The 20,204-nt window shown below is 33.1% G+C and carries 17 protein-coding genes and 2 pseudogenes; 11 read left to right on the forward strand and 8 right to left on the reverse strand.

Annotation, left to right across the window (positions count from 1 at the left end; translation table 11 throughout):
* Positions 1-4: 4 nt before the first annotated feature.
* Positions 5-469 (forward strand): CcdC family protein, encoded by a 465-nt coding sequence (locus ABH955_RS16550; RefSeq protein WP_201066847.1) that lies wholly within the window; start codon positions 5-7, stop codon positions 467-469.
* A 78-nt stretch (positions 470-547) separates the two neighbouring features.
* Here ABH955_RS16550 and ABH955_RS16555 read toward each other — a convergent pair whose 3' ends face one another.
* A complete protein-coding gene (locus tag ABH955_RS16555) occupies positions 548-778 on the reverse strand; it encodes a DUF896 domain-containing protein (RefSeq protein ID WP_201066848.1) in 231 nt (76 codons plus the stop codon).
* 143 nt (positions 779-921) lie between these two features.
* On the reverse strand, positions 922-1,629 hold the full coding sequence (locus tag ABH955_RS16560; protein WP_404456361.1) for an alpha/beta fold hydrolase: 708 nt from the start codon (positions 1,627-1,629) through the stop codon (positions 922-924).
* Between the two features lie 142 nt (positions 1,630-1,771).
* Between ABH955_RS16560 and ABH955_RS16565 the strand changes: the two genes are divergently transcribed.
* On the forward strand, positions 1,772-2,644 hold the full coding sequence (locus ABH955_RS16565; RefSeq protein ID WP_404456364.1) for a LysR family transcriptional regulator: 873 nt from the start codon (positions 1,772-1,774) through the stop codon (positions 2,642-2,644).
* A 54-nt stretch (positions 2,645-2,698) separates the two neighbouring features.
* On the opposite strand, the pseudogene ABH955_RS16570 reads toward ABH955_RS16565, so the two are convergent.
* Together ABH955_RS16570 and ABH955_RS16575 are read right to left on the reverse strand one after the other, a co-directional pair.
* Positions 2,699-3,566 (reverse strand): annotated as a pseudogene (locus ABH955_RS16570) (urease accessory protein UreH domain-containing protein).
* A 19-nt stretch (positions 3,567-3,585) separates the two neighbouring features.
* Positions 3,586-4,578, reverse strand: a complete 993-nt coding sequence (locus ABH955_RS16575; protein WP_002126844.1) for a F510_1955 family glycosylhydrolase — start codon at positions 4,576-4,578, stop codon at positions 3,586-3,588.
* Between the two features lie 223 nt (positions 4,579-4,801).
* On the opposite strand from ABH955_RS16575, the gene ABH955_RS16580 reads away from it, so the two are divergent.
* Entirely contained in the window at positions 4,802-6,085 is a 1,284-nt protein-coding gene (locus ABH955_RS16580; protein WP_404456367.1) for an aminopeptidase P family protein, read from the forward strand.
* A gap of 102 nt (positions 6,086-6,187) precedes the next feature.
* Here the strand turns inward: ABH955_RS16580 and ABH955_RS16585 are convergent, their stop codons facing one another.
* Together ABH955_RS16585 and ABH955_RS16590 are read right to left on the reverse strand one after the other, a co-directional pair.
* Entirely contained in the window at positions 6,188-6,823 is a 636-nt protein-coding gene (locus ABH955_RS16585; RefSeq protein ID WP_002148795.1) for a pentapeptide repeat-containing protein, read from the reverse strand.
* A 282-nt stretch (positions 6,824-7,105) separates the two neighbouring features.
* A complete protein-coding gene (locus tag ABH955_RS16590) occupies positions 7,106-7,651 on the reverse strand; it encodes a hypothetical protein (protein ID WP_377895446.1) in 546 nt (181 codons plus the stop codon).
* A gap of 438 nt (positions 7,652-8,089) precedes the next feature.
* Here ABH955_RS16590 and topB point away from each other — a divergent pair, with 438 nt between their 5' ends.
* Positions 8,090-10,234 (forward strand): DNA topoisomerase III, encoded by a 2,145-nt coding sequence (gene topB / locus ABH955_RS16595; protein ID WP_002012275.1) that lies wholly within the window; start codon positions 8,090-8,092, stop codon positions 10,232-10,234.
* 440 nt (positions 10,235-10,674) lie between these two features.
* On the opposite strand, the gene ABH955_RS16600 is transcribed toward topB, so the two are convergent.
* Positions 10,675-11,343, reverse strand: coding sequence for a YczE/YyaS/YitT family protein (locus tag ABH955_RS16600; protein ID WP_033708127.1), 669 nt, complete (start codon positions 11,341-11,343; stop codon positions 10,675-10,677).
* A 138-nt stretch (positions 11,344-11,481) separates the two neighbouring features.
* On the opposite strand from ABH955_RS16600, the gene ABH955_RS16605 reads away from it, so the two are divergent.
* Both ABH955_RS16605 and ABH955_RS16610 read left to right on the forward strand, forming a co-directional pair.
* Positions 11,482-12,357, forward strand: coding sequence for a LysR family transcriptional regulator (locus tag ABH955_RS16605; protein WP_404491379.1), 876 nt, complete (start codon positions 11,482-11,484; stop codon positions 12,355-12,357).
* 643 nt (positions 12,358-13,000) lie between these two features.
* Complete coding sequence (locus ABH955_RS16610; protein ID WP_404456378.1) at positions 13,001-14,248, forward strand: DUF4153 domain-containing protein; 1,248 nt, start codon at positions 13,001-13,003, stop codon at positions 14,246-14,248.
* Positions 14,249-14,370: 122 nt separating this feature from the next.
* Here the strand turns inward: ABH955_RS16610 and ABH955_RS16615 are convergent, their stop codons facing one another.
* The gene (locus ABH955_RS16615; RefSeq protein WP_404456381.1) at positions 14,371-15,336 is read right to left on the reverse strand and encodes an arsenic resistance protein; all 966 of its coding nucleotides are present in this window, start codon (positions 15,334-15,336) and stop codon (positions 14,371-14,373) included.
* A 312-nt stretch (positions 15,337-15,648) separates the two neighbouring features.
* Between ABH955_RS16615 and ABH955_RS16620 the strand changes: the two genes are divergently transcribed.
* The 5 genes and pseudogenes from ABH955_RS16620 to ABH955_RS16640 all read left to right on the forward strand — a co-directional run.
* The gene (locus tag ABH955_RS16620) at positions 15,649-16,341 is read left to right on the forward strand and encodes an FMN-dependent NADH-azoreductase (RefSeq protein WP_201051853.1); all 693 of its coding nucleotides are present in this window, start codon (positions 15,649-15,651) and stop codon (positions 16,339-16,341) included.
* A 238-nt stretch (positions 16,342-16,579) separates the two neighbouring features.
* Entirely contained in the window at positions 16,580-17,938 is a 1,359-nt protein-coding gene (gene brnQ, locus ABH955_RS16625) for a branched-chain amino acid transport system II carrier protein (RefSeq protein WP_002135709.1), read from the forward strand.
* Positions 17,939-18,024: 86 nt separating this feature from the next.
* Entirely contained in the window at positions 18,025-18,444 is a 420-nt protein-coding gene (locus ABH955_RS16630) for a VOC family protein (RefSeq protein WP_002086225.1), read from the forward strand.
* 308 nt (positions 18,445-18,752) lie between these two features.
* Entirely contained in the window at positions 18,753-19,766 is a 1,014-nt protein-coding gene (locus ABH955_RS16635; RefSeq protein WP_002012286.1) for a CgeB family protein, read from the forward strand.
* A 60-nt stretch (positions 19,767-19,826) separates the two neighbouring features.
* Positions 19,827-19,934 (forward strand): annotated as a pseudogene (locus ABH955_RS16640) (glyoxalase); the annotation flags it as partial.
* Between the last annotated feature and the right edge of the window lie 270 nt (positions 19,935-20,204).

Raw genomic sequence — 20,204 nt, forward strand, 5'->3', positions numbered from 1 at the left:
GAGTATGAGTTTAGCACTTTTATCAAGTATCGTAGCAGTTTGTATGGCCGTTGGGGTAATGTTTCTTCGCTTTAAGTCAGCGAAAAAACCGATAACGAAAAAGAAAATTATATTACCGCCAATTTTTATGAGTACCGGTGCAATGATGTACTTCTTACCAGAGTTTCGGTTAACATCATTAGAGATAGTAGAAGCAATTAGCGTAGGACTTATTTTCTCTATATTTCTTATTAAAACAACTAAGTTTGAAATAAGAGGCGAACATATATATATGAAACCGTCAAAAGCGTTCATATTTATTTTAGTTGGTTTATTAGCTGTCCGGGTAGCATTGAAATCATATTTAAGTCAGTCGATTGATTTAACTCAATTAAGTGGGATGTTTTTCTTACTTGCCTTTGCGATGATCGTATCGTGGAGAATTGCAATGTATCGCTCGTATGTTACATTGCAAAAACAACAATATTAAATAGAAAAAGAGCTGGAATTTCATTATGAAAAGTCCAGCTCTTTTATGTTATATACAATTGTTTATTTAGCTTTGATTTCATTTGCTTAATTTCAAACGAATTTGAGCATCTTGTAATGCAACTGGTGTAACATTAAAACCATTTGAATCGACAATTTTTGTGTTTAATAAAATGGAATCTAAACTTCCACGAAATGTTTTTGTGTAGTTTTGACGTAACATTTGTTGTTCTTGTTTTTCATCAACAGTTAATCCAGATGTTCTTTCTTTTTTTGATAATTCGTTAATACGGAATAAAATGTTTTTCATTTTGTTCACCTCTAATTTTAATTTAAATTAGTTACTTACTAATTTATAGTTATTTTAACTTTTTTATTTGACTATGTCAAGAAGTGTAAAAAAGTAGACACCCGTATTAAAGTAAGCGGGTGTCTACAAGGTAGATATAAGATTTAGCTTAATTCATGTAAGTGATTCACAAGTTCTGTTGTTTTAGAAAAGAATGGTGAATGATCAGCTTCCAAAGTAATTATTTTTGTGCAAGGAGTTTCTGTATTCATTCGGCGCTGAAAATCAATCGGAATCGCTCTATCTAGAGTTGTTTCGATATAAATACGATTTACAGTTCCAAAGTTCTCTTCTGATATTTTCAGCTCTTTTTGGAACGGTCCTAGTGGTTGAGGACGCATTTGATTAAAAGATGCTCCTTTAATAGAACCGTCTTCTGTAGCATTTAAAAATGTTTGTTCAATCAACTCTGGTATAAGTTCTGCGGTCATGTCATTCTCATTTATAGAGAATTGTGGGCCAGCTTCTCCGTCTAACTTACTACCAAGACTTTCTCCATTTTGTGGCAAGAATGCACAAAGATATACTAATTTATCGATTTTATTTGGTATAAGCTCAGCGGTTTGAGTGATCACAATTCCACCCATACTATGTCCAACAAGAATAACTTTTTCATTTTGTTGATTTATAATAGTTGTTACTGCATTAACATAGGAATCTAATGTTATATTTTGTGATGGAGTTGTATCTTTCCCACTTCCAGGTAAGTCTAGTGTAATAACTGTATGTCCGAAAGCCTCTAGTTGAGGTTTTACTAAATCCCATGCCCATTCACCTTGCCATGCTCCATGTACTAAAACGTAAGTACTCATTTAATCAACACTCCTCTAATGTTTATATGTTTATTTTTTCGTAATATTGATGATGTATAATTAGTGTATATGAAGTGGATTGATAAATATAATGAAGCTTATTTATAGATGATATAAATAACTTTTATATAAGGAGAACAGAATGAACGTTTTTGATTTTAAAGTTTTTAAATACGTGGCTCGTTTGAACAGCATTAGTTTAGCAGCTAAGGAGTTACATATGACACAGCCGGCTATAACTCATATCGTAAACAAATTAGAGAAACGATATGCTATAACATTATTTGATCGCTCTAGACACGGAACTGTTTTAACTGAAAATGGAAAAGAATTTTTAGTTTGTGTAGATCGACTTCTAATGGAGTATGAAAACCTTGAAGAAACAGCTTTACAATTAAAAAATAATAACTTGTATAAGATTGTATTAGCTACATATCCTTCAGTTACTGTATATTGTTTGGCGGAGTGTATCGAACTAGGTAATTTTGATCAAAGTCAGTATGTGCTTGCAGTTCGAGAAGGAAGCTATCAAGAAGTGTTAGATTGGCTGTCTTCTGGAAGTGCAGATTTTTCTATTTCTATAAAAGAAAATTTAATACCAGGATTTCATTATGATGTAATTGGTGAAGATCCGTATGTTATGGTTTCTTCTAAGTCAGTTCCATCTGGTCTTACAATGAAAGAGTTGAAAAATTATCCTTTTATAATGCCGCTCTCTGGTTGTAAAGAAGGACTTGAACCATATTTGATGAAAAATGAAATAGTAGTTAATAAAGTGATGGAATCAGAGACAATTAGTTCGGCGTTAGCACTGGCTTTACAAGTTAAAGGAATAACAATCGTTCCATTATCAGGACTTCATAAACAAATTATTCATGACTTCATCGTGCAACCGATAGAAATTAAAATTCCACGACAACTTATTATGCAATGGTCACCTAAAAAAGAAAATGACGCACTGTTTCTGGCGTTTGTTACGAATTTACTAAGCCAACTACAACAAAAGAAAAAATGAATAAAATGATACAAAAGGTAAGCTCATTTCACTGAAGCTTACCTTTTGTGTGTATTACCAATATAGGACAGTATCATAAAGCCCGATTAATATAAGGAGAACACCGGCTATACGCTGAATGTTTTTTCCTATTTTTCGGCTCTTTTTCAGTAAAGTCCCATTTAATCCAAGGTAGGAGATGATGAACATAAGTACAACGATAGGTAGAGCAGTTCCTATCGAAAAGAATGTCGGAAACAAGTATCCATAATTAGATGAGAAAGATAAAGGGATTAACGTTCCGAAAAATAGAACGAACATAGTCGGACAGAAGGCTAAGGAAAAGAGAATCCAAGTAAAAATGAGCCAACCTCATTTTGTTTTCGTATAAATTTGATCGAGAAGAAACTTCTTCCTTTTATAATACCTGCCAACATTAGCCCCATTAAAATTAATAAAGGTCCAATTATTTTTCGTAACCATGGGAAATACAAAGTTAATATTTGCTGAATCTCTTTTCCTAAGAACCATACTAATAGTCCAAGTGTCGTAAAAGCTATTATTTTTCCTAAAATGAATAACAATATATGTTTCCATGCATGTCCCTTTTGTAAAGATTGATTGCCATAAAGTGAAACTTTAATCAGTGGGGGGGTTGTTCATCCCCCACTGATTATTAGTTGAACCAATCGGGCATTTACGGGCAGTTGATATCCCACCTAACTTCTTTGTACTATCCGAATTTTGAGGTGGGAGTTTTACTGCCCGTTAATGCGGGATAAAGTGTAATAGCGCTAATGTTTCCTGTTAATTGGCAAGGAGAAAGGGTACCTACAATGCCTAATAAAAACGCAAATAAAAGAGGAATTGATTTCGTAGCATTCGCGATATCCATTAAAGGAGACATGAGTTGATAACTCCACTCGCTAACTGTTGAAAACACGTTATATTCACCTTTCTAACTAGTTATATTGTAATGTTCCATTTTTAGTAATCTGCTTCCACGTTTTACCGTCATCCATAGAAAGAAAGACATTTGCTTTCATTGTAGCAAAAACTATTTCAGCTGAATTTTGAGGATTTTGTGATATGTACATAATTGTATCTTTAGAATCTAAAGATGGAATCTGTAAGTTTGTTTCTTCATTTGTAGCAATTGATTTCTTCGTAATTAGTTGCTCAGTTTGCTTATTAATAGAGGCATAGATAATGTCTTCATTACTTAATGTAACTGCGGTCGATTCAACTGGTTTAGAAAATAGTTCAAATGTATTTCCATAATCTGTAGACAAATATACACCGTCTTTAGCACTTACCGCGACTACACTAGATTGATCTGGATGTGCTGAAAAGGAATGAATTGTACTTGAAAGACCGTTTAATTTACTATTTTTCCAATCTTGTCCGTTGTTCGTACTGAAATAAAAACCTTGTTGTAATTTAGAATTTGGACGCTCATTGTATAAATAAATTGCTTCCGTATTATATCCGACAGCAAGGTTATGAAAATCAGATTCTCCATAAAACGCTAGCTTTTCGAGGGTATTACCGCCATCAGAACTTTTCATTAACCCTAAAGGATTTTTTAAATTTGCACCTGGTTCAGGATGACCGCTGGCAACGAATCCATTCTTTGTTGCCTGAAATCCCATGTAATCATGTAGCTCAGTCGTAGTTTCAAACCATTTACCATTTTGATAAACTTTTATACCACTGTGAGTTGCGATAGAAACCCCAGGCATATTTCCCGCGTAGCCAATTCCATGAATGTGCTCGATTTTTCCAGATGTAATTTCTTTATAGAAGTTTTGCGGAATCGTAGTTGCTGTTTCTTTATTTTTTGGCTGAGATTGCACCGTTTCTTTTTTAGCTGGTGCTGTTTCAGCATTGCTAGAACATCCTGTAATTATTAATAAAGAAGTAATTGCTAACCCTGTTGCTACATAATGTTTCACTTTTGTAGACTCCTTTCCATATATATGAGATTTTAAGTATATGGAATAAATGTCAAGAAATTGTGGAGTGGTATGCATAATTTAGAGTGGAAGGGGCCCTAGTAATGAAGATTTTCTTTTCTCTATGAGTACTATTAATTGACGAAAAATTATAACAATAATAGAATGAATTATATTGGATAATTAGTTTCAAAATTATACATAGAACGCTAGGGGGATTATTATGAAATCAACATTTTTTGCTCAAAATAGAGAACGATTAGTAAACACATTACCGGATGAATCTATTACTATTTTATTTGCTGGGCAAGCACCTCATATGTCAGCCGATGCACATTATAAATTTGTGCCGAATCGAAATTTTTACTATTTAACGGGAATCGATGAGCCAAATATTATTTTCATGTTGAAAAAGTTTGGAAATAGTGTGGAAGAAACTCTTTTCATTGAAAAATCAGATCCAGTAATGGAAAAATGGGACGGTAAAACAGTTTCTAAAGAAGATGCAGAACAAATTTCAGGCATAAAAAAAGTTGTATATATAGAAAGCTTTGAGAAGACAATGGCAAATACACTTTTCACAGAAAATGTGAAGCATCTGTATTTAGATTTAGAGCGTCGTGAGTGGAAGGGTACTGAGACGAAAACGTTAGAGTTTGCTAAATATGTAAGAGAACAGTATCCACACGTTTTAATTGGTAATGTATATCCGCATATTTGTGAATTACGAGTGTTTAAAACGGAAGAAGAAATTGAAATCATTAAAGAAGCGATTGCTGTAACTAAAGAGGGTATTTATAACGTGCTGAAGCATGCAAAAGCAGATGTGATGGAATATGAATTAGAAGCTCATTTTGATTTTAGGCTTAAATCATCTGGAATTAAACATCATGCATTCAATACAATTTTGGCGAGTGGTAAAAATGCTACAGTCCTTCATTATGAAGATAATGATGCACAAATTCAAAATGGTGATTTAGTACTGCTTGATTTAGGTGCTCAAAAAGACTATTACAATGCTGATATTAGTTACACATTCCCAGCTAGCGGAACGTTTTCGAGTCGCCAAAAACAAATATATAATATCGTGTTAAAAGCATTGAAAGAAACAACTGAACTTATTAAGCCAGGATTAAAGTTTGCTGCATTAAATGAGCATACAAAAAAAGTATTAGCAGAAGAGTGTAAAGCAATTGGTTTAATTCAAGAAGACGAGGAATTATCTAAATACTATTATCATGGAGTAAGTCACTTCCTAGGTTTAGATACGCATGATGTAGGAACGTATAAAGATAGAGTATTAGAAGCAGGTATGGTCATTACGATAGAGCCTGGCCTTTACATTGAGGAAGAATCAATTGGTATTCGTATTGAAGATGATATTCTTGTAACGAAAGACGGGTATGAAAACTTGTCAACAGATATTATTAGATCAGTTGAAGAAATCGAAGAGTTTATGAGCGAAAATAATGAACATATAAAGGGAAATCAGGCCGTAGTTAAATAATAAGAAAAAGGTAACCACTAATGTATTTGAACTTCACCTCGAATCGTGGACACTTAAAAAAGTCCATGATTCGGGATAGAGTTCTGTGCTACCTTCGAAATACTAATCTTTAATTATTAATCCTAATAGAGTTGCGAACTGAACAGCTTGATATGTTGATACTTTACATCCTCTTAAATCGTTCACTGAAACTGTAAGTGTATCAAAATTAGAAGAACTAATATCTATCCCCTTCAGTGATGTTTGATCAAAATTAGCTTCGTCAAGGCTACATAATTGGAATTCAACTTTTTTTAGTTTACAGTCAAAGAAATCTGCATTATTTAATGAAGTTTCATTAAATATAATTTTTTCTAGTTTAGAATTTCCAAATGCCGCTAAATTCAAAATTGAATTCTCAAATTTAACATTTCCTAAGCTAGATTCTGTAAAGTTAACTCCAATTAATTTACTATTTTTAAATTCAACTCTGTGAACAGAAGAATTGCTTAAATTAACATTTGATAAATCGCAGTTTTCAAAACAAACATCTGTGATATCAATATTGCTAAAGTCTGTATTAGTGAACTTACAATTCTTTATCACTGCATTATATAAGCGCACTTTATCTACAGATTCATTTTCGAAAGTGGAGTCTATAATTTCACACATTTCTAATGTTGGATCTTCTTCATAAAAAATATCTTGAAAATTCCGTGAAGATAACTCTGGTGAAATTTTTGGTCTATCAATTTTCATAGTATATCAATCCTCTTCTTTTTGATATATGAGTGTAATTCAGGTTTAGTGTCTTTCTAGAAAGAACATTAGTTCTTATTATACACAAACCTACCTTTTTTTGTGAAGAGCATTGCAGCTGATTTTTTCTTATTTAGAAGTCACAGTGTTATTTTTTCTTAAGAAACAACGTCATAATAAATACGAGAATTGCTAATACAGTCGTTACAAGGAAAGCATCTTGCATACCTAAAATATTCGCCTCTTGTAAAGCGTCTGCTTTATTAATTTTGTTTGCAAGTGTTAATGCATATGTTGATTGTGTCCGGATGAAGGTGGAGGAGCATAATCTGGGAATGTTATAAATACAGAAACAATGATTACTACGCCAATTGAGAGCAATAATAGAAACCCACGATGGATATAAGTAGAGAAGGTTTCAGATAAAAGCTGAATCATACATGACATAGTTATCGTTATAGTAAGTAAGAGGCTAATGAACAGTATACTATGAGCTTGTTGAGCGTTTAGCATTTCTGTAATCATAGCTCCCATCATACTTGCCATTAATCCAGAGAACATTCCTTCTAAGGCAGTATACAGGTGAAAACGTAGACCGACTAAAAAACCAATAAAACCACTAATCAAAATAGCAAGCAAAGTAGAATATAGTAATTCTCCTTTAAATAGAATACCTAAATAAAAACCAATGCTTAAACCGATACTCATACTAAAAGACATAATAAATACCATATACTCCATTAGGGTACCCTTACGTTTAGAAATATATGATGTAATAATAATCGAGATACAACAAAGTGTTAAGGTAGTTAACGTATAAGCAAGCATCATGATACCTCCCTGTCCTATCGTTCATTTCATCATATGTTCAAATGGAGAATACTTATGCTTATTTATATCTGCAAATTATCTGCACAATTAAAAAAAGGTAAGTTCAATATAATTTTCAAATAATGATGGTTATCTTTGCAGACGATGCTTCATAACGAATTGTTATATTTAAAATTTTATAGAATATATGAAAGCAAATAGTAGTGAATGGAAAGGACGCTCGATTTTTGGACGTCTTTTTTGTTTGTGAGTATGCGAAAGAGGTTGTTATATAATGAGTTTCTATTGTGAAGCTCTTAAGAATAAGCGTATAATATTATAGGTCTCACATTTGTGAGGCAAACCGCGAATGATAAATAAGATTGTTGTTTTATCATCGCTTCTAAACATATAGACAATGAAAGTAACACTGGAATACAGATAGGGAGTTATAAAATGAAATTAATTATCGCCGAGAAACCAGATCAAGGTTTGGCTCTTGTTTCACAGTTTAAATATCGCCGGAAAGATGGGTATTTAGAAGTAGAAGCAAATGAGTTATTTCCAAATGGAGCGTACTGTACATGGGCAATTGGTCATTTGACGCAGTTATGTAATCCAGAACATTATCATGCAGAGTGGAAAAAATGGTCACTTAATACGTTACCAATGATTCCAGAACGTTTTCAATTTGAAGTAACAAAGTCAAAATATAAGCAATTTAACGTTGTGAAACAGCTGTTACATAATCCTCAGGTAACAGAAATTATTCACGCGGGCGATGCTGGTCGTGAAGGGGAATTGATCGTACGAAACATTATTAATCTTTGCAACGTGCAAAAGCCAATGAAGCGTCTTTGGATTTCATCTTTAACGAAACAAGCTATTTATCAAGGATTTAAAAACTTACTAGATGAAGCAGATACGATTAATACGTATTACGAAGCATATACAAGATCTTGCGCCGACTGGGTCGTTGGTATGAATGCATCGCGTGTCTTTAGTATTTTGCTAAAGAAAAAAGGAATGAACGATGTATTTTCCGCTGGTCGTGTACAAACACCAACATTAGCACTCATTGTAAAGCGTGAGAAGGAAATTGAAAACTTTAAATCAGAGCCGTTTTGGGAAGTATTCGCAACCTTTAATATAGAAGGAAAGAAGTATGAGGGGAAATGGGAGAAAGATAATGAGTCCCGCTTAAATGATCCTGATTTGGCAAATAAAATTGCAGCGTTTTGTCAAAATAAACCGGCTGTAGTAAAAGAAATGAAAACGGAGCGTAAAGAGTTTCAGCCGCCGTTTTTATTTAATTTATCAGCACTGCAAGCGACAGCGAATAAAGCCTTTAAATTTTCACCGAAAAAGACGCTTGATATAACACAAGCACTATATCAAAAAGGGATAGTCTCTTATCCTCGTTCGGATTCTAACTATGTTACACAAGGAGAAGCAGCGACATTCCCTGATATTTTACAGAAGTTAAGTCAGTTTGATGAATATAAAGGTTTATTGCCAGCACCAATTGAATCGATTATGAACAATAAGCGTTATGTGAATGAAAAGAAAGTTACAGATCACTACGCAATTATACCGACAGAGCAAGTTACAAATCCAAGCAAACTATCAGGTGATGAAAAGAAAATTTACGATATGATCGTAAGAAGGCTGATTGCGGCGCATTATGAAGTAGCAATCTTTGACTATACAACAATTACAACTCTTGTAGACGAACGTGCTGCGTTCATTTCGAAAGGAAAACAGCAAATACAAGAAGGTTGGCGTAAAGTTATTTTCCAAGACGATAAAGATGACGAAACGATTCTTCCGATTGTAGCTGAAGGTGAACAAGGAAAAGTTGTAAAGGTGAAAGTGAAAGAAGGAAAAACACAGCCACCGAAGCGTTATACAGAAGGACAACTTATTACGTTAATGAAAACAGCCGGTAAGTATTTAGAGAATGAAGAGCTTGAGAAAGTATTAAAGAAAACAGAAGGTTTAGGTACTGAGGCAACTCGTGCAGGTATTATTACAATGCTGAAAGATCGTAAATATATAGATGTGCAGAAAAACCAAGTGTATGCAACCGATAAAGGGAAAGTATTAATTACAGCAATCGGTGATAAAATACTAGCTTCACCAGAAATGACAGCAAAATGGGAGCAACGCCTTGCGGAAATTGGAGAAGGTACAGCTTCACCAGCGACATTTATGGAGCAAACGAAAAAGCTATCAGCTAAAATTATTGAAGATGCGGTAGAAATGTCGGAGAAATGGGATTTCACCGGATTACATGTTGAATCGATTGAACGAAAAGGATCGAAATTTACAACAGGTAAAAAGGTCGGGAACTGTAAAAAATGCGATGGCGATGTTATTGATAAGTCGACGTTTTACGGTTGTTCTAACTACAATACAACACAATGTGACTTTACCATCTCGAAGAAGATTTTAAGCAAAGCTATTTCGCAAAAAAACATGACGAAACTATTAAAAGGTGAGAAGACCGATTTAATTAAAGGCTTTAAAAAAGGCGAGAAAACGTTTGATGCGAAGTTAGAGTGGAAAGATAATAAGATTAATTTTGTGTTTGAGAATTAAGTGGTTTTAACAAATGAAAAAGCTCTTTCCCGAGTAAAATGTGCTGTATTAGGTTTGAAAATATAGATAGAAAAGAAAAAGCATGACAATTTTATGTCATGCTTTTTTATTTTATAATTACAGAGTTTTGTATACTAGCACTAAAATTTATTTGAAATAATTGTTTGAAAAGATGGTATGAAATAGTGTTAAGTAGCAATAAAGTTTTTTAAAATATAAAAAAGTTGTTTAAAGATCCTTCTTTAACTAAACGGCAGGTTAGTTTTAATACAATGTTTGTTTTATCATTTAACCAAAGTGATAGAAGGTCAAAGAAAAGGCAATAATAAAGAAGTGCCATTCCTAATGTGGACTGGCACTTGGTAAGGTGTAAAATTCATTATTTGATTTCGGCTGAGGAATTTGATTCATCTATTTTTCCTGTACTTTATTATGATTCCTTAGACAGCCTTTTCTGTTTTAAATACCCATTGTTGGAGAGGTGGTTGATAATACGGTATCATCCACCCTAAAATTTTGCCGATAAAATAGGCGGCAATTAATGTGCCGATTCCGATTGAGCCTAATGATTGAATGAAAACTATACAGATTGCACCAGCCACACAAATGTTTATTAAATCGCTCAAAATTTTTGCTTTACCGAATTTTAAGTTAAATTTTTCACTAATTGCATAAGTTAACGCATCATACGGCATTAATGGCAGTTTCGCTGTTGTATAGCCCATTAAACCGACCGCTATAACAAATAAACTAACAATTAAATATACACTTCGAGCAAGGAGAGTTTCAGGTGCAGGGAAAAGTTGTACAAGGAAGAGCGTTGCATCCATGAAAAAACCAAATAAAAACGAAATAATGAATTGACTCACAAATTCATTTAACTCCATTCGTTTACTTAATATCACTTGAATAATAATGTATAAAACATTTGCAAGCGCCATTGTCACACCAACCGATAAACCAATCGTTAGCGTACTTGCATATGCTAATGATGACACAGGCGATACACCAAATCCTGCTTGAATCGACATGCTAATGCCAATCGACATAAAAAATAACCCGAGCACGTATAAGATGATGCGCTTCAAGGTTCTGCTCCAATGATTCATAGTATCTCTCACTTTCTAGTTAATATTATCAATATAAAGACTATAGCTATAGAATTAAATATAACGCTAAATTCGACATATGAAAAATATATATATGATAAACTAATTATATCAAAAAACATATGATGGAGAGATACAATGGATTTCAGGCAATTATATTACTTTAAAGAAATTGTGAAACAAGGAAGCATTTCTAAGGCAGCAGAAGTGCTCCATATCGCGCAGCCCCCACTTAGCCAATTATTAAAAAAGCTTGAAACTGATCTTGGCACAACTTTAATTCATCGATATCGTCAAAAATGGGAGCTTACAGCAACAGGTGAAATACTATACCAATATGCCAATCAAATGTTAATGCAAATTCAAGATGTAAAGCAGCAAATTCAAGAAATTGAACAAGGTATAGGCGGAACAGTAAGTATCGGTGTATCGTCTACATGTTCGAATATGCTCATTGACTATGTTAGTACGTTTAGAACACAATACCCTAATGTCAAAATAAAAATAGTAACTGGAAATTCAGAAAAATTATTAAAAAGACTAGAACAAAGAGAAATTGATGTTGCCTTACTTTTACGATTGGGCAATAGTGAACAATATGCGATGAAAATATTAAAAAAACAACCAACCGCTGTGATTATTCCATCAAGTTGGGCAGCATCGTTTTCATCACAGCATGTGACGATTGAACAGATTGCCCAGTTTCCATTCATTATGCTAGGAGCAATGGAAGGACTCTCCTTCAATGAAGACCTTTTCAAAGTATTTGATGAACATCAAGTCAAGCCAAATATCATTATCGAGTGTAAAGATATAAGGATGGTTGTAGCACTTGTTAGTAGAGGACTAGGATTATCCGTTATTCCAAGAATGGATTACACATCATCATTTTTAGAACATACAACGCTTTTTGAATTGAAACAATTTGATTTTCAGTTAGAGCCTGTAATAGTAAAATTAAAAGACCAAAGAATTTCCAAAGTAGCATCTCAATTTTGGGAAATGGCTGATTAGGAGATATGAACAAAGCAAAAATAGCCTCCAATCAAGTAATAAAGACATCTTACGAAAAATTGAGCCGGGATAAAAAGTTCTTTACTAATTTGAAAAACGCAGTAATTACATTACTTATTAGTAAAGAGCTTTTTATATAAGGACATAAGTGGTTTCAACAAATGAAAAAGCTCTTTCCCGAGTAAAATGTTCTATATTAGGTTTAAAAATATAGATATAAAAGAAAAAGCATGACAATTTTATGTCATGCTTTTTTATTTTATAATTACAGAGTTTTGTATACTAGCACTAAAATTTATTTGAAATAATTGTTTGAAAAGGTGTTGTTAAATTGGACGTTTATATCATTTCTTTTATATAAAGGAAAAATAAGAAATTAGAAAATAAAAACAAGCAATGAAGAGAACAGCTGAAAGTAGCTTACACCGATGTTTATAAAAAGTTATAGAGCATTTCTTTGAATGAGGAATGCTTTTTGTTTTTGCTTGGAATGAAAATATACAACAAAAATATTATATAAAATAATAAAATTTTATTGTAAAACAATAAAATATATAATAAAATCAAAATCAGAATAAATAAGTGAGGTGCTTTTTATGGAAAAGGTAACAGCGTTGTTTTTAAAATTAGAGGAGGTATAACTATGGAAATTAACAATTTTATTATTGAAAATATTGATAAGCCTCATGAGCTGGAGAGAATGTATAGAAAAGACCCGAAAGCTTTTAAAAAATCATTCTCACAAGCATGGGATGAAAACCCTGATTCTCAGGTGCTAGCTACTTGGTATGAAAGATTGCATTTCAAGGAGACGGCAAATAAAGAAAAAATATCGCTGTTTCAAAAAGGTTTCTTATTCATGGGCATGTTAGCTATTCTAGCTGGGATAAGCACTAGAATCATTTTCCACTTTGTCGAGCAGGAAGCAATTGCTCCAATTAACCTGGCTTTTGGTATAATTCCCTTTATCGCTGCCTATTTTGTTTACAATAATACTCCGGAAAAAAGTATTATTTATTTCCTTGCATCGTTATTCCTGATTTCCGGGTTGTATCTTAATATGTTGCCATTAAATTATAAAGACAGCAGTATCCTTGCTTATTTACATCTTCCTATATTGTTATGGGTCTTATTGGGACTTGCGTTTACGGGAAATGAATATTCAAAAGGCAGTACAAGATTAGCTTATATTAAATTTAATTTAGAATATTGTCTTCTCTACGCGAGCATGGCAGTGAGCGGAATGATACTAGCAGTATTCACTATGCGATTATTTAGCTTTGTTGACTTGGATATAGGAGAATTCTATTTTAGTAATGTTGTTTTATTTGGAGCTGCCGCTCTCGCTGTAGTGGCTGCATACTTAGTATCATTGAATCTTAAACTTGCTAAAAATATTACACCATACATATCTAAAATTTTTAGTCCTCTCGTCCTGATCACATTGTTGATCTATCTTATAACGGTTATATGGGTCGGGAAAAATCCGTTCTTGGACCGCAATTTCCTAATGGCCTTCAACGGAATACTCCTTGGTGTACTGGCTGTTACTATATTTTCTATCGTTGAGAGTGATTCAGATGAGAAAAAGAGCATTTCAGATTATATAAATTTTGCCTTAATTGTTCTGGCGCTTATTATTGACACTGTCGCTTTGTCAGCTATCGTATTCAGACTTTCTTCTTTCGGGATTACACCTAATAGACTTGCTGTTTTAGGCGTAAACATACTGATTTGGGCGAATCTCATTTGGATTATGTTTTCCTATATGCGTTTTCTACAAAATAAATCAGGACCGACAGCTATCCAAGATGCTGTTACGAAGTATTTGCCAATCTACGGACTTTGGGCAGCTTTCGTTATATTTACTTTTCCTATAATGTTTAATTAGAAAGACTTTGTTAATGTAACGATAAATTAATTTTCTATAACGTATAAAATCCTTAAAGCCGATAATTATCGTTACTTCTATAATTTCTCGACAAAAAAAACGTCCCAAAGTAGGACGCTTTTTTATGTGTATTGCTGCTTTTTCTTGATAAGCAATAACACTTGTGAAACACAAGTCAGAACGGGCAACTCAATTAACGGCCCAATAACGAGTGCAAGTGCAATAAGAGGCTCGTCTGGAAAAGCTGTTACAGCAATAGCGAGTGCAACAGGCGAGTTTCTCGCTAATGTTGTTAAGCTGAGGCTGGCAGTGTCTTCATAGGATAAATGCATCATACGTCCTACAAACTGTCCTAGTATAAAGTTAATCATGAAGAACAGTAATACTGGTATAAGTAACAATAAAACAACATTCATATTTTGTAATAAGTACTTACCTTGTGAGGCGAACATCGCTACTATTGCTAAACTTAAAAATACAATTTGGGAAGAGCTGAAAAATGGAATGAGTTTATTCTCAAGTGTTTCAACTTTTTTCATTTTATGCATAATGAATTTTGTAGCGTGCGCAAGTAAAAATGGTAAGAAGATTACGATAACAATACTTTCTACTAAAACAGAAACCGCTACAGTTTTCATTACACCAGCAAATAAAAACAAATAAATTGGCAGCAATAATACTTGTAAAATTAAATTTACCGGTAGAATTGATGTAGATAATGCGACGTTACCTTTTGCGATCTCTGTGAAAATTAAATACCAGTCTGTACACGGAGTAACCATTAACATAATAAAGCCAACCCAAAGTGCTGGGTGATCTGAAAGAAATAATGCGCCTAATCCCCAAGCGAGAAGAGGTGTCCATATAAAGTTAATACCTAGGCTTGTTCCAGCGAATTTTAAGTTGCGGAATCCATTTTTTATATCCTTTAATGGAATGCTAAGGAATAATCCATAAAGCATTAAAAATAAGAAGGGGACAATAAATTTTTCCGAATACATATGTACCATATTAAATTGTCCTAATATAACCCCGAATATAACAGCTGCAAGAATGATAAAGGTTTGAATCTTTTCTAAAGTACTCATTAATTAATCCTCTCTATAGATGAATTTCCCTCTTTAGTCATATTATACAAGGTATTTTACTTATGTGTTTTTGAATTAATCATTTTGACTGAGGAAATATCTTTATTAAATATTTTTAATTCGAGATTTTCTTCTTTTTAAAAAGTTACTTGACTAAAGTAAGTGGATATATTACAATCACTTACATAAGGTAATTAAATAACAAAAAGTTTTAATTTGCTCAGGTTAAGGTATCAATTGGAACTTTTTATTAGAATAAGAATTTTTATGATGATGAATAATGAATATGATAAGAAAGTTTAGGTGAAGAAAATGGGATTATTTAGCTCATTGTTTGGTAAAAAAGAAGAAAATACAAAAGTAGAGGGGAATAAAACAATGTCAAAAGTATTATTTGTAAAAGCAAACGATCGTCCAGCGGAGCAAGCAATTAGTTCGAAAATGTATGAAACATTTGTAAGTGCTTATAAAGAAGCGAACCCAAATACAGAAATTACGGAGTTAGATTTATTTGCATTAGATCTTCCGTATTACGGAAATATCGCAATTTCAGGTGGATATAAACGTAGTCAAGGAATGGAGTTAACAGCTGAAGAAGAGAAGGCTGTAGCAACAGTAGATCAATATTTAAATCAGTTTTTAGAAGCTGATAAAGTTGTATTTGCGTTCCCATTATGGAACTTCACAGTACCCGCACCATTAATCACATATATTTCATACCTTTCTCAAGCCGGAAAAACGTTTAAATATACAGCGAACGGTCCAGAAGGTTTAGTTGGTGATAAGAAAGTAGTTGTATTAGGCGCTCGTGGTTCAGATTACTCTTCTGAACAAATGGCTCCTATGGAAATGGCTGTTAATTACGTTACAAACGTACTTGGGTTCTGGGGAATTGCCAATCCAGAGACAGTTGTAATTGAAGGACACAATCAATATCCAGATCGCTCACAGCAAATTGTTGAAGAAGGTTTAGAGAACGTTAAGAAAGTAGCGGCGAAATTTTAATTAATGATAGTAAATGTAAAAACCAACATGGATGACCATGTTGGTTTTTTAGTCTATTTTTCGTGTAAAAAAATGTATATTTATAAAATAAAAGAAAAGTTCGAAAATAGTATTGCAAAATATTATATATCAAACTATAATGAGTTCAAGAATAGTTGATACTTAAATTAAATATTCAGAAAATTCAATTAGTTAAAATTGGAAAATGAAATAAGGAAATTTGAATGGGGGTTATATTATGGCGAATAAAGTACCGTTTTCGTTCATAGTAGTTATCGGATTAATGTTATTTGCACTATTTTTTGGAGCAGGAAATTTAATATTCCCAGCGATGCTTGGTCAATCGGCAGGAGAGAATGTATGGATTGCTAACGCTGGATTTTTAGTAACAGGAGTAGGTTTACCATTACTAGGTGTATTGGCATTTGGTTTTTCAGGTAAAGATGATTTACAGTCATTAGCAAGTCGTGCTCACCCAGTGTTTGGGATTGTATTTACAACAGTTTTATACTTAGCAATCGGTCCGTTATTTGCAATACCAAGAACGGGAAATGTTTCTTATGAAATTGGTCTTAAGCCGTTTATGCCAGAGGGATTAGGTTCTACACCGTTAATTCTTTTTACAATTATATTCTTTAGTATTACTTGTTTTTTTTCGCTAAATCCTGCGAAAATTGTCGATATTGTTGGGAAAATCTTAACACCAATTAAATTAACATTCATCGGTATTTTAGTAATTGTTGCTTTTATTCATCCGATTGGAGAAATGCAAGCACCAGTTGAAGGGTATACATCACATGCATTTTTCAAAGGATTCCAAGAAGGATACTTAACAATGGACACGCTTGCATCGTTCGTATTTGGGATCATCATTATTAATGCAATTAAAGAAAAAGGTGCGAAAACGAAAACACAAATTATGGTTGTTTGTGCAAAAGCAACACTGATTGCTGCATCTATTTTAGCAATTATTTATACAGCTCTTTCTTATATGGGAGCTTCAAGCGTTGCGAAGCTTGGACATTTAGAAAACGGCGGAGAAGTATTAGCGAAAGTTTCTAACTACTATTTCGGATCATATGGCGGAGTATTATTAGGGTTAATGATTACAGTTGCTTGTTTAACAACAAGTGTGGGACTTGTATCAGCGTGTTCTTCATTTTTCCATAAGTTATTCCCAAATGTTCCTTACAAAGCAATCGCAATCACGCTATGTGTATTTAGTGCAATTGTTGCAAATGTTGGATTAACGCAATTAATTGCAGTTTCTGTGCCAGTATTAACAGCAATTTATCCACTAGCAATCGTGCTGATTTTCTTAACATTCTTCCACTCGTTATTCAAAGGTAGAGCTGAAGTTTATCAAGTGAGCTTAATCGTAACATTTATCATCAGCTTATTCGATGGATTAAGTGCAGCTGGAGTTAACATTGAAGTAGTAAGCCAAGTGTTCACTAAATTCCTTCCGATGCAGGAAGTAGGATTAGGCTGGATCTTCCCAGCGATTATCGGTGGATTTATCGGCTATGGTATTAGCGTTGTAAAAACGAAAAATGGAGTGCAACCAGCAGCTGATGCAAATAAGAAAATAAGTTAAACAAAAAAAGTTATAGAATTTGATTCTATAACTTTTTTTGTTACTATTGATAAGAATAGAAAAAATAAAGTAGTAGGGGAAATAAAATGAAAAAAACAATTGACCATATCGGGATCGCAGTTCGTGATATAGATAGTACGATACATTTTTATGAAAAGGTTTTATCAGGAACTTTAATAGATCGATACGTAAGTGAAGCACCTGGTGTTGAAAGCGAAGTAGCTATTCTTGAAGTTGATGGTGATAGAATCGAATTACTTGCGCCAACGAATAATACAACTTCTCCAATAGCACGATTTATAAAGCAAAAAGGGAAAGGTGTCCATCATGTTGCGTATCGTGTAGACGATTTAGATGTAGCTTTAGAAGAATTAAAGGAACAAGGGATTCGAACGTTAGAACATACGCTTCGCATCAATAAGCATGGTAGACGATTAATTTACCTTAACCCAGCAGATACGGAAGGGACGATTATTGAATATTGTGATTATCCGGAAGTGAAATAAAGGAAGTGTATTTTTGTGAAAGGTGTTACGTGCTAATGTAACGCCTTTTTATTTGTATACTTTTCAATATTTCGACGAAAGTATTTCGGAATGTTGAATATATATTATGAGAAGCTATCCACTATCCTGTAGGAGTGGGCATGATTTTTTTTAGTATTTGCGAGCAAATGGAGCCGACTATAGGGTAAGCAATCCTCATTTTGCACAGTAATATATGAAAGAAAAAGAGTGCTTTATAACCAACTATATATTTTATGCAATACATATAATATAAATTGTGAATTTCATGTATTGGAGAGTGGTTATCTGTGGAGATTTCAAATAGTGCTGAAAATTTTAACGTATTATTTGTTACATCTAGTGTTCCTGTCTATTTTCCGGCGCTAGAGGAATCTATATATAATAGTTTGAAAAAGGCAATTCGTAATGTAACGATGGTAACATACGAAAACTTGGTGAAAACGGCTTTAAAGATAAAACCGGCACTCATTATTGTATTTCATGGTTTTGAAGAAGGGATAATTAAGGGAATTCAAGATTTAAAACAATACAACTTTAAAACTGCACTCTGGCTTACAGATGACCCTTACTTTACAGATGTGACGAAAAACTTAGTGCTTGATTATGATTATGTGTTTACGCAAGATACAGGATGTATTGATTTTTATAAAGATTTAGGTTGTGATAATGTATATTATTTGCCTTTAGCAGCAGAACCTCCTGTATATACGCCGATACTTAGGGAAGAGGAATACATATTTGATATTAGTTTCATAGGGACTGCTTTTGATAATCGGCTCGCATTTATTGATTCAATTGCAGAGTACTTAGTGACTAAAAACACTCTAATTATAGGTTGTAATTGGGATAGACTAAAAAGTTATGAGTTATTGAAAGATAAAATTTTACTTTTACCATTTTTGGTTTACGAAAACAGTATAGGATATTACAAAAAAAGTAAAATTAACATGAATATACATCGCTCGATAGAGGATTTAACATTTAATAGAAATAGAGTAAAAGTAAATGCTTGTTCTATTAATAATCGTACATTCGAAATAGCTAGTACAGGTTCTTTTCAAATGACGGATATTCGTTCAGATTTAGAAAAGTGTTATATTCCAGGGGTACAAATTGAGACATTTACCTCAGCGGTTGATTTTATAGAGAAAGCTGAAAGATATTTATCGAACCCGGCACAAAGAAAGAAAATTGCGATGGAAGGGCTGAAGAGAACGCTAATCGAACATACATATGATAAAAGGGTACAACAGCTGTTAAAAATAATTGAAATGAACCCTAAAAAAGAAAATGAAATTTAAAAATAGGGAAAGAATGTGTTGAAACACAACATATTTAAAGAACAAGGTATTTGAATGGAAGAGCATACACTTCGAATGAATAAGCATGGTAGAAGATTAATTTATCTTAACCTAGCGGATACAGAGGGCACGATCATTAATTATTGTGATTATCCGGAAGAGAAGTAAAGGAAGTGTATTATGGAGAAAGGGTGTTGCGTAATAACGTAATACCTTTTTTATTTATCCCGCTATTTGTTGGCAATAAGATTCCCGCTTCAAAAGTCGGAGAATGCGAGGGAGTTAGGTGGGAGATCGAATGCCCGTAAAAGTCCCATTGATTAAAGTTTCACTTTATGTATTTCACATTTTCTTCACAAATGATTCACGATAACTTTTCTTCTTAGGGAACTTACATAAATATATTTTATGCTATAATGATAATTAACTTTAAAAATA

The sequence above is a fragment of the Bacillus sp. RC240 genome (genome assembly GCF_044907945.1).
Lineage (GTDB): Bacteria > Bacillota > Bacilli > Bacillales > Bacillaceae_G > Bacillus_A > Bacillus_A mycoides.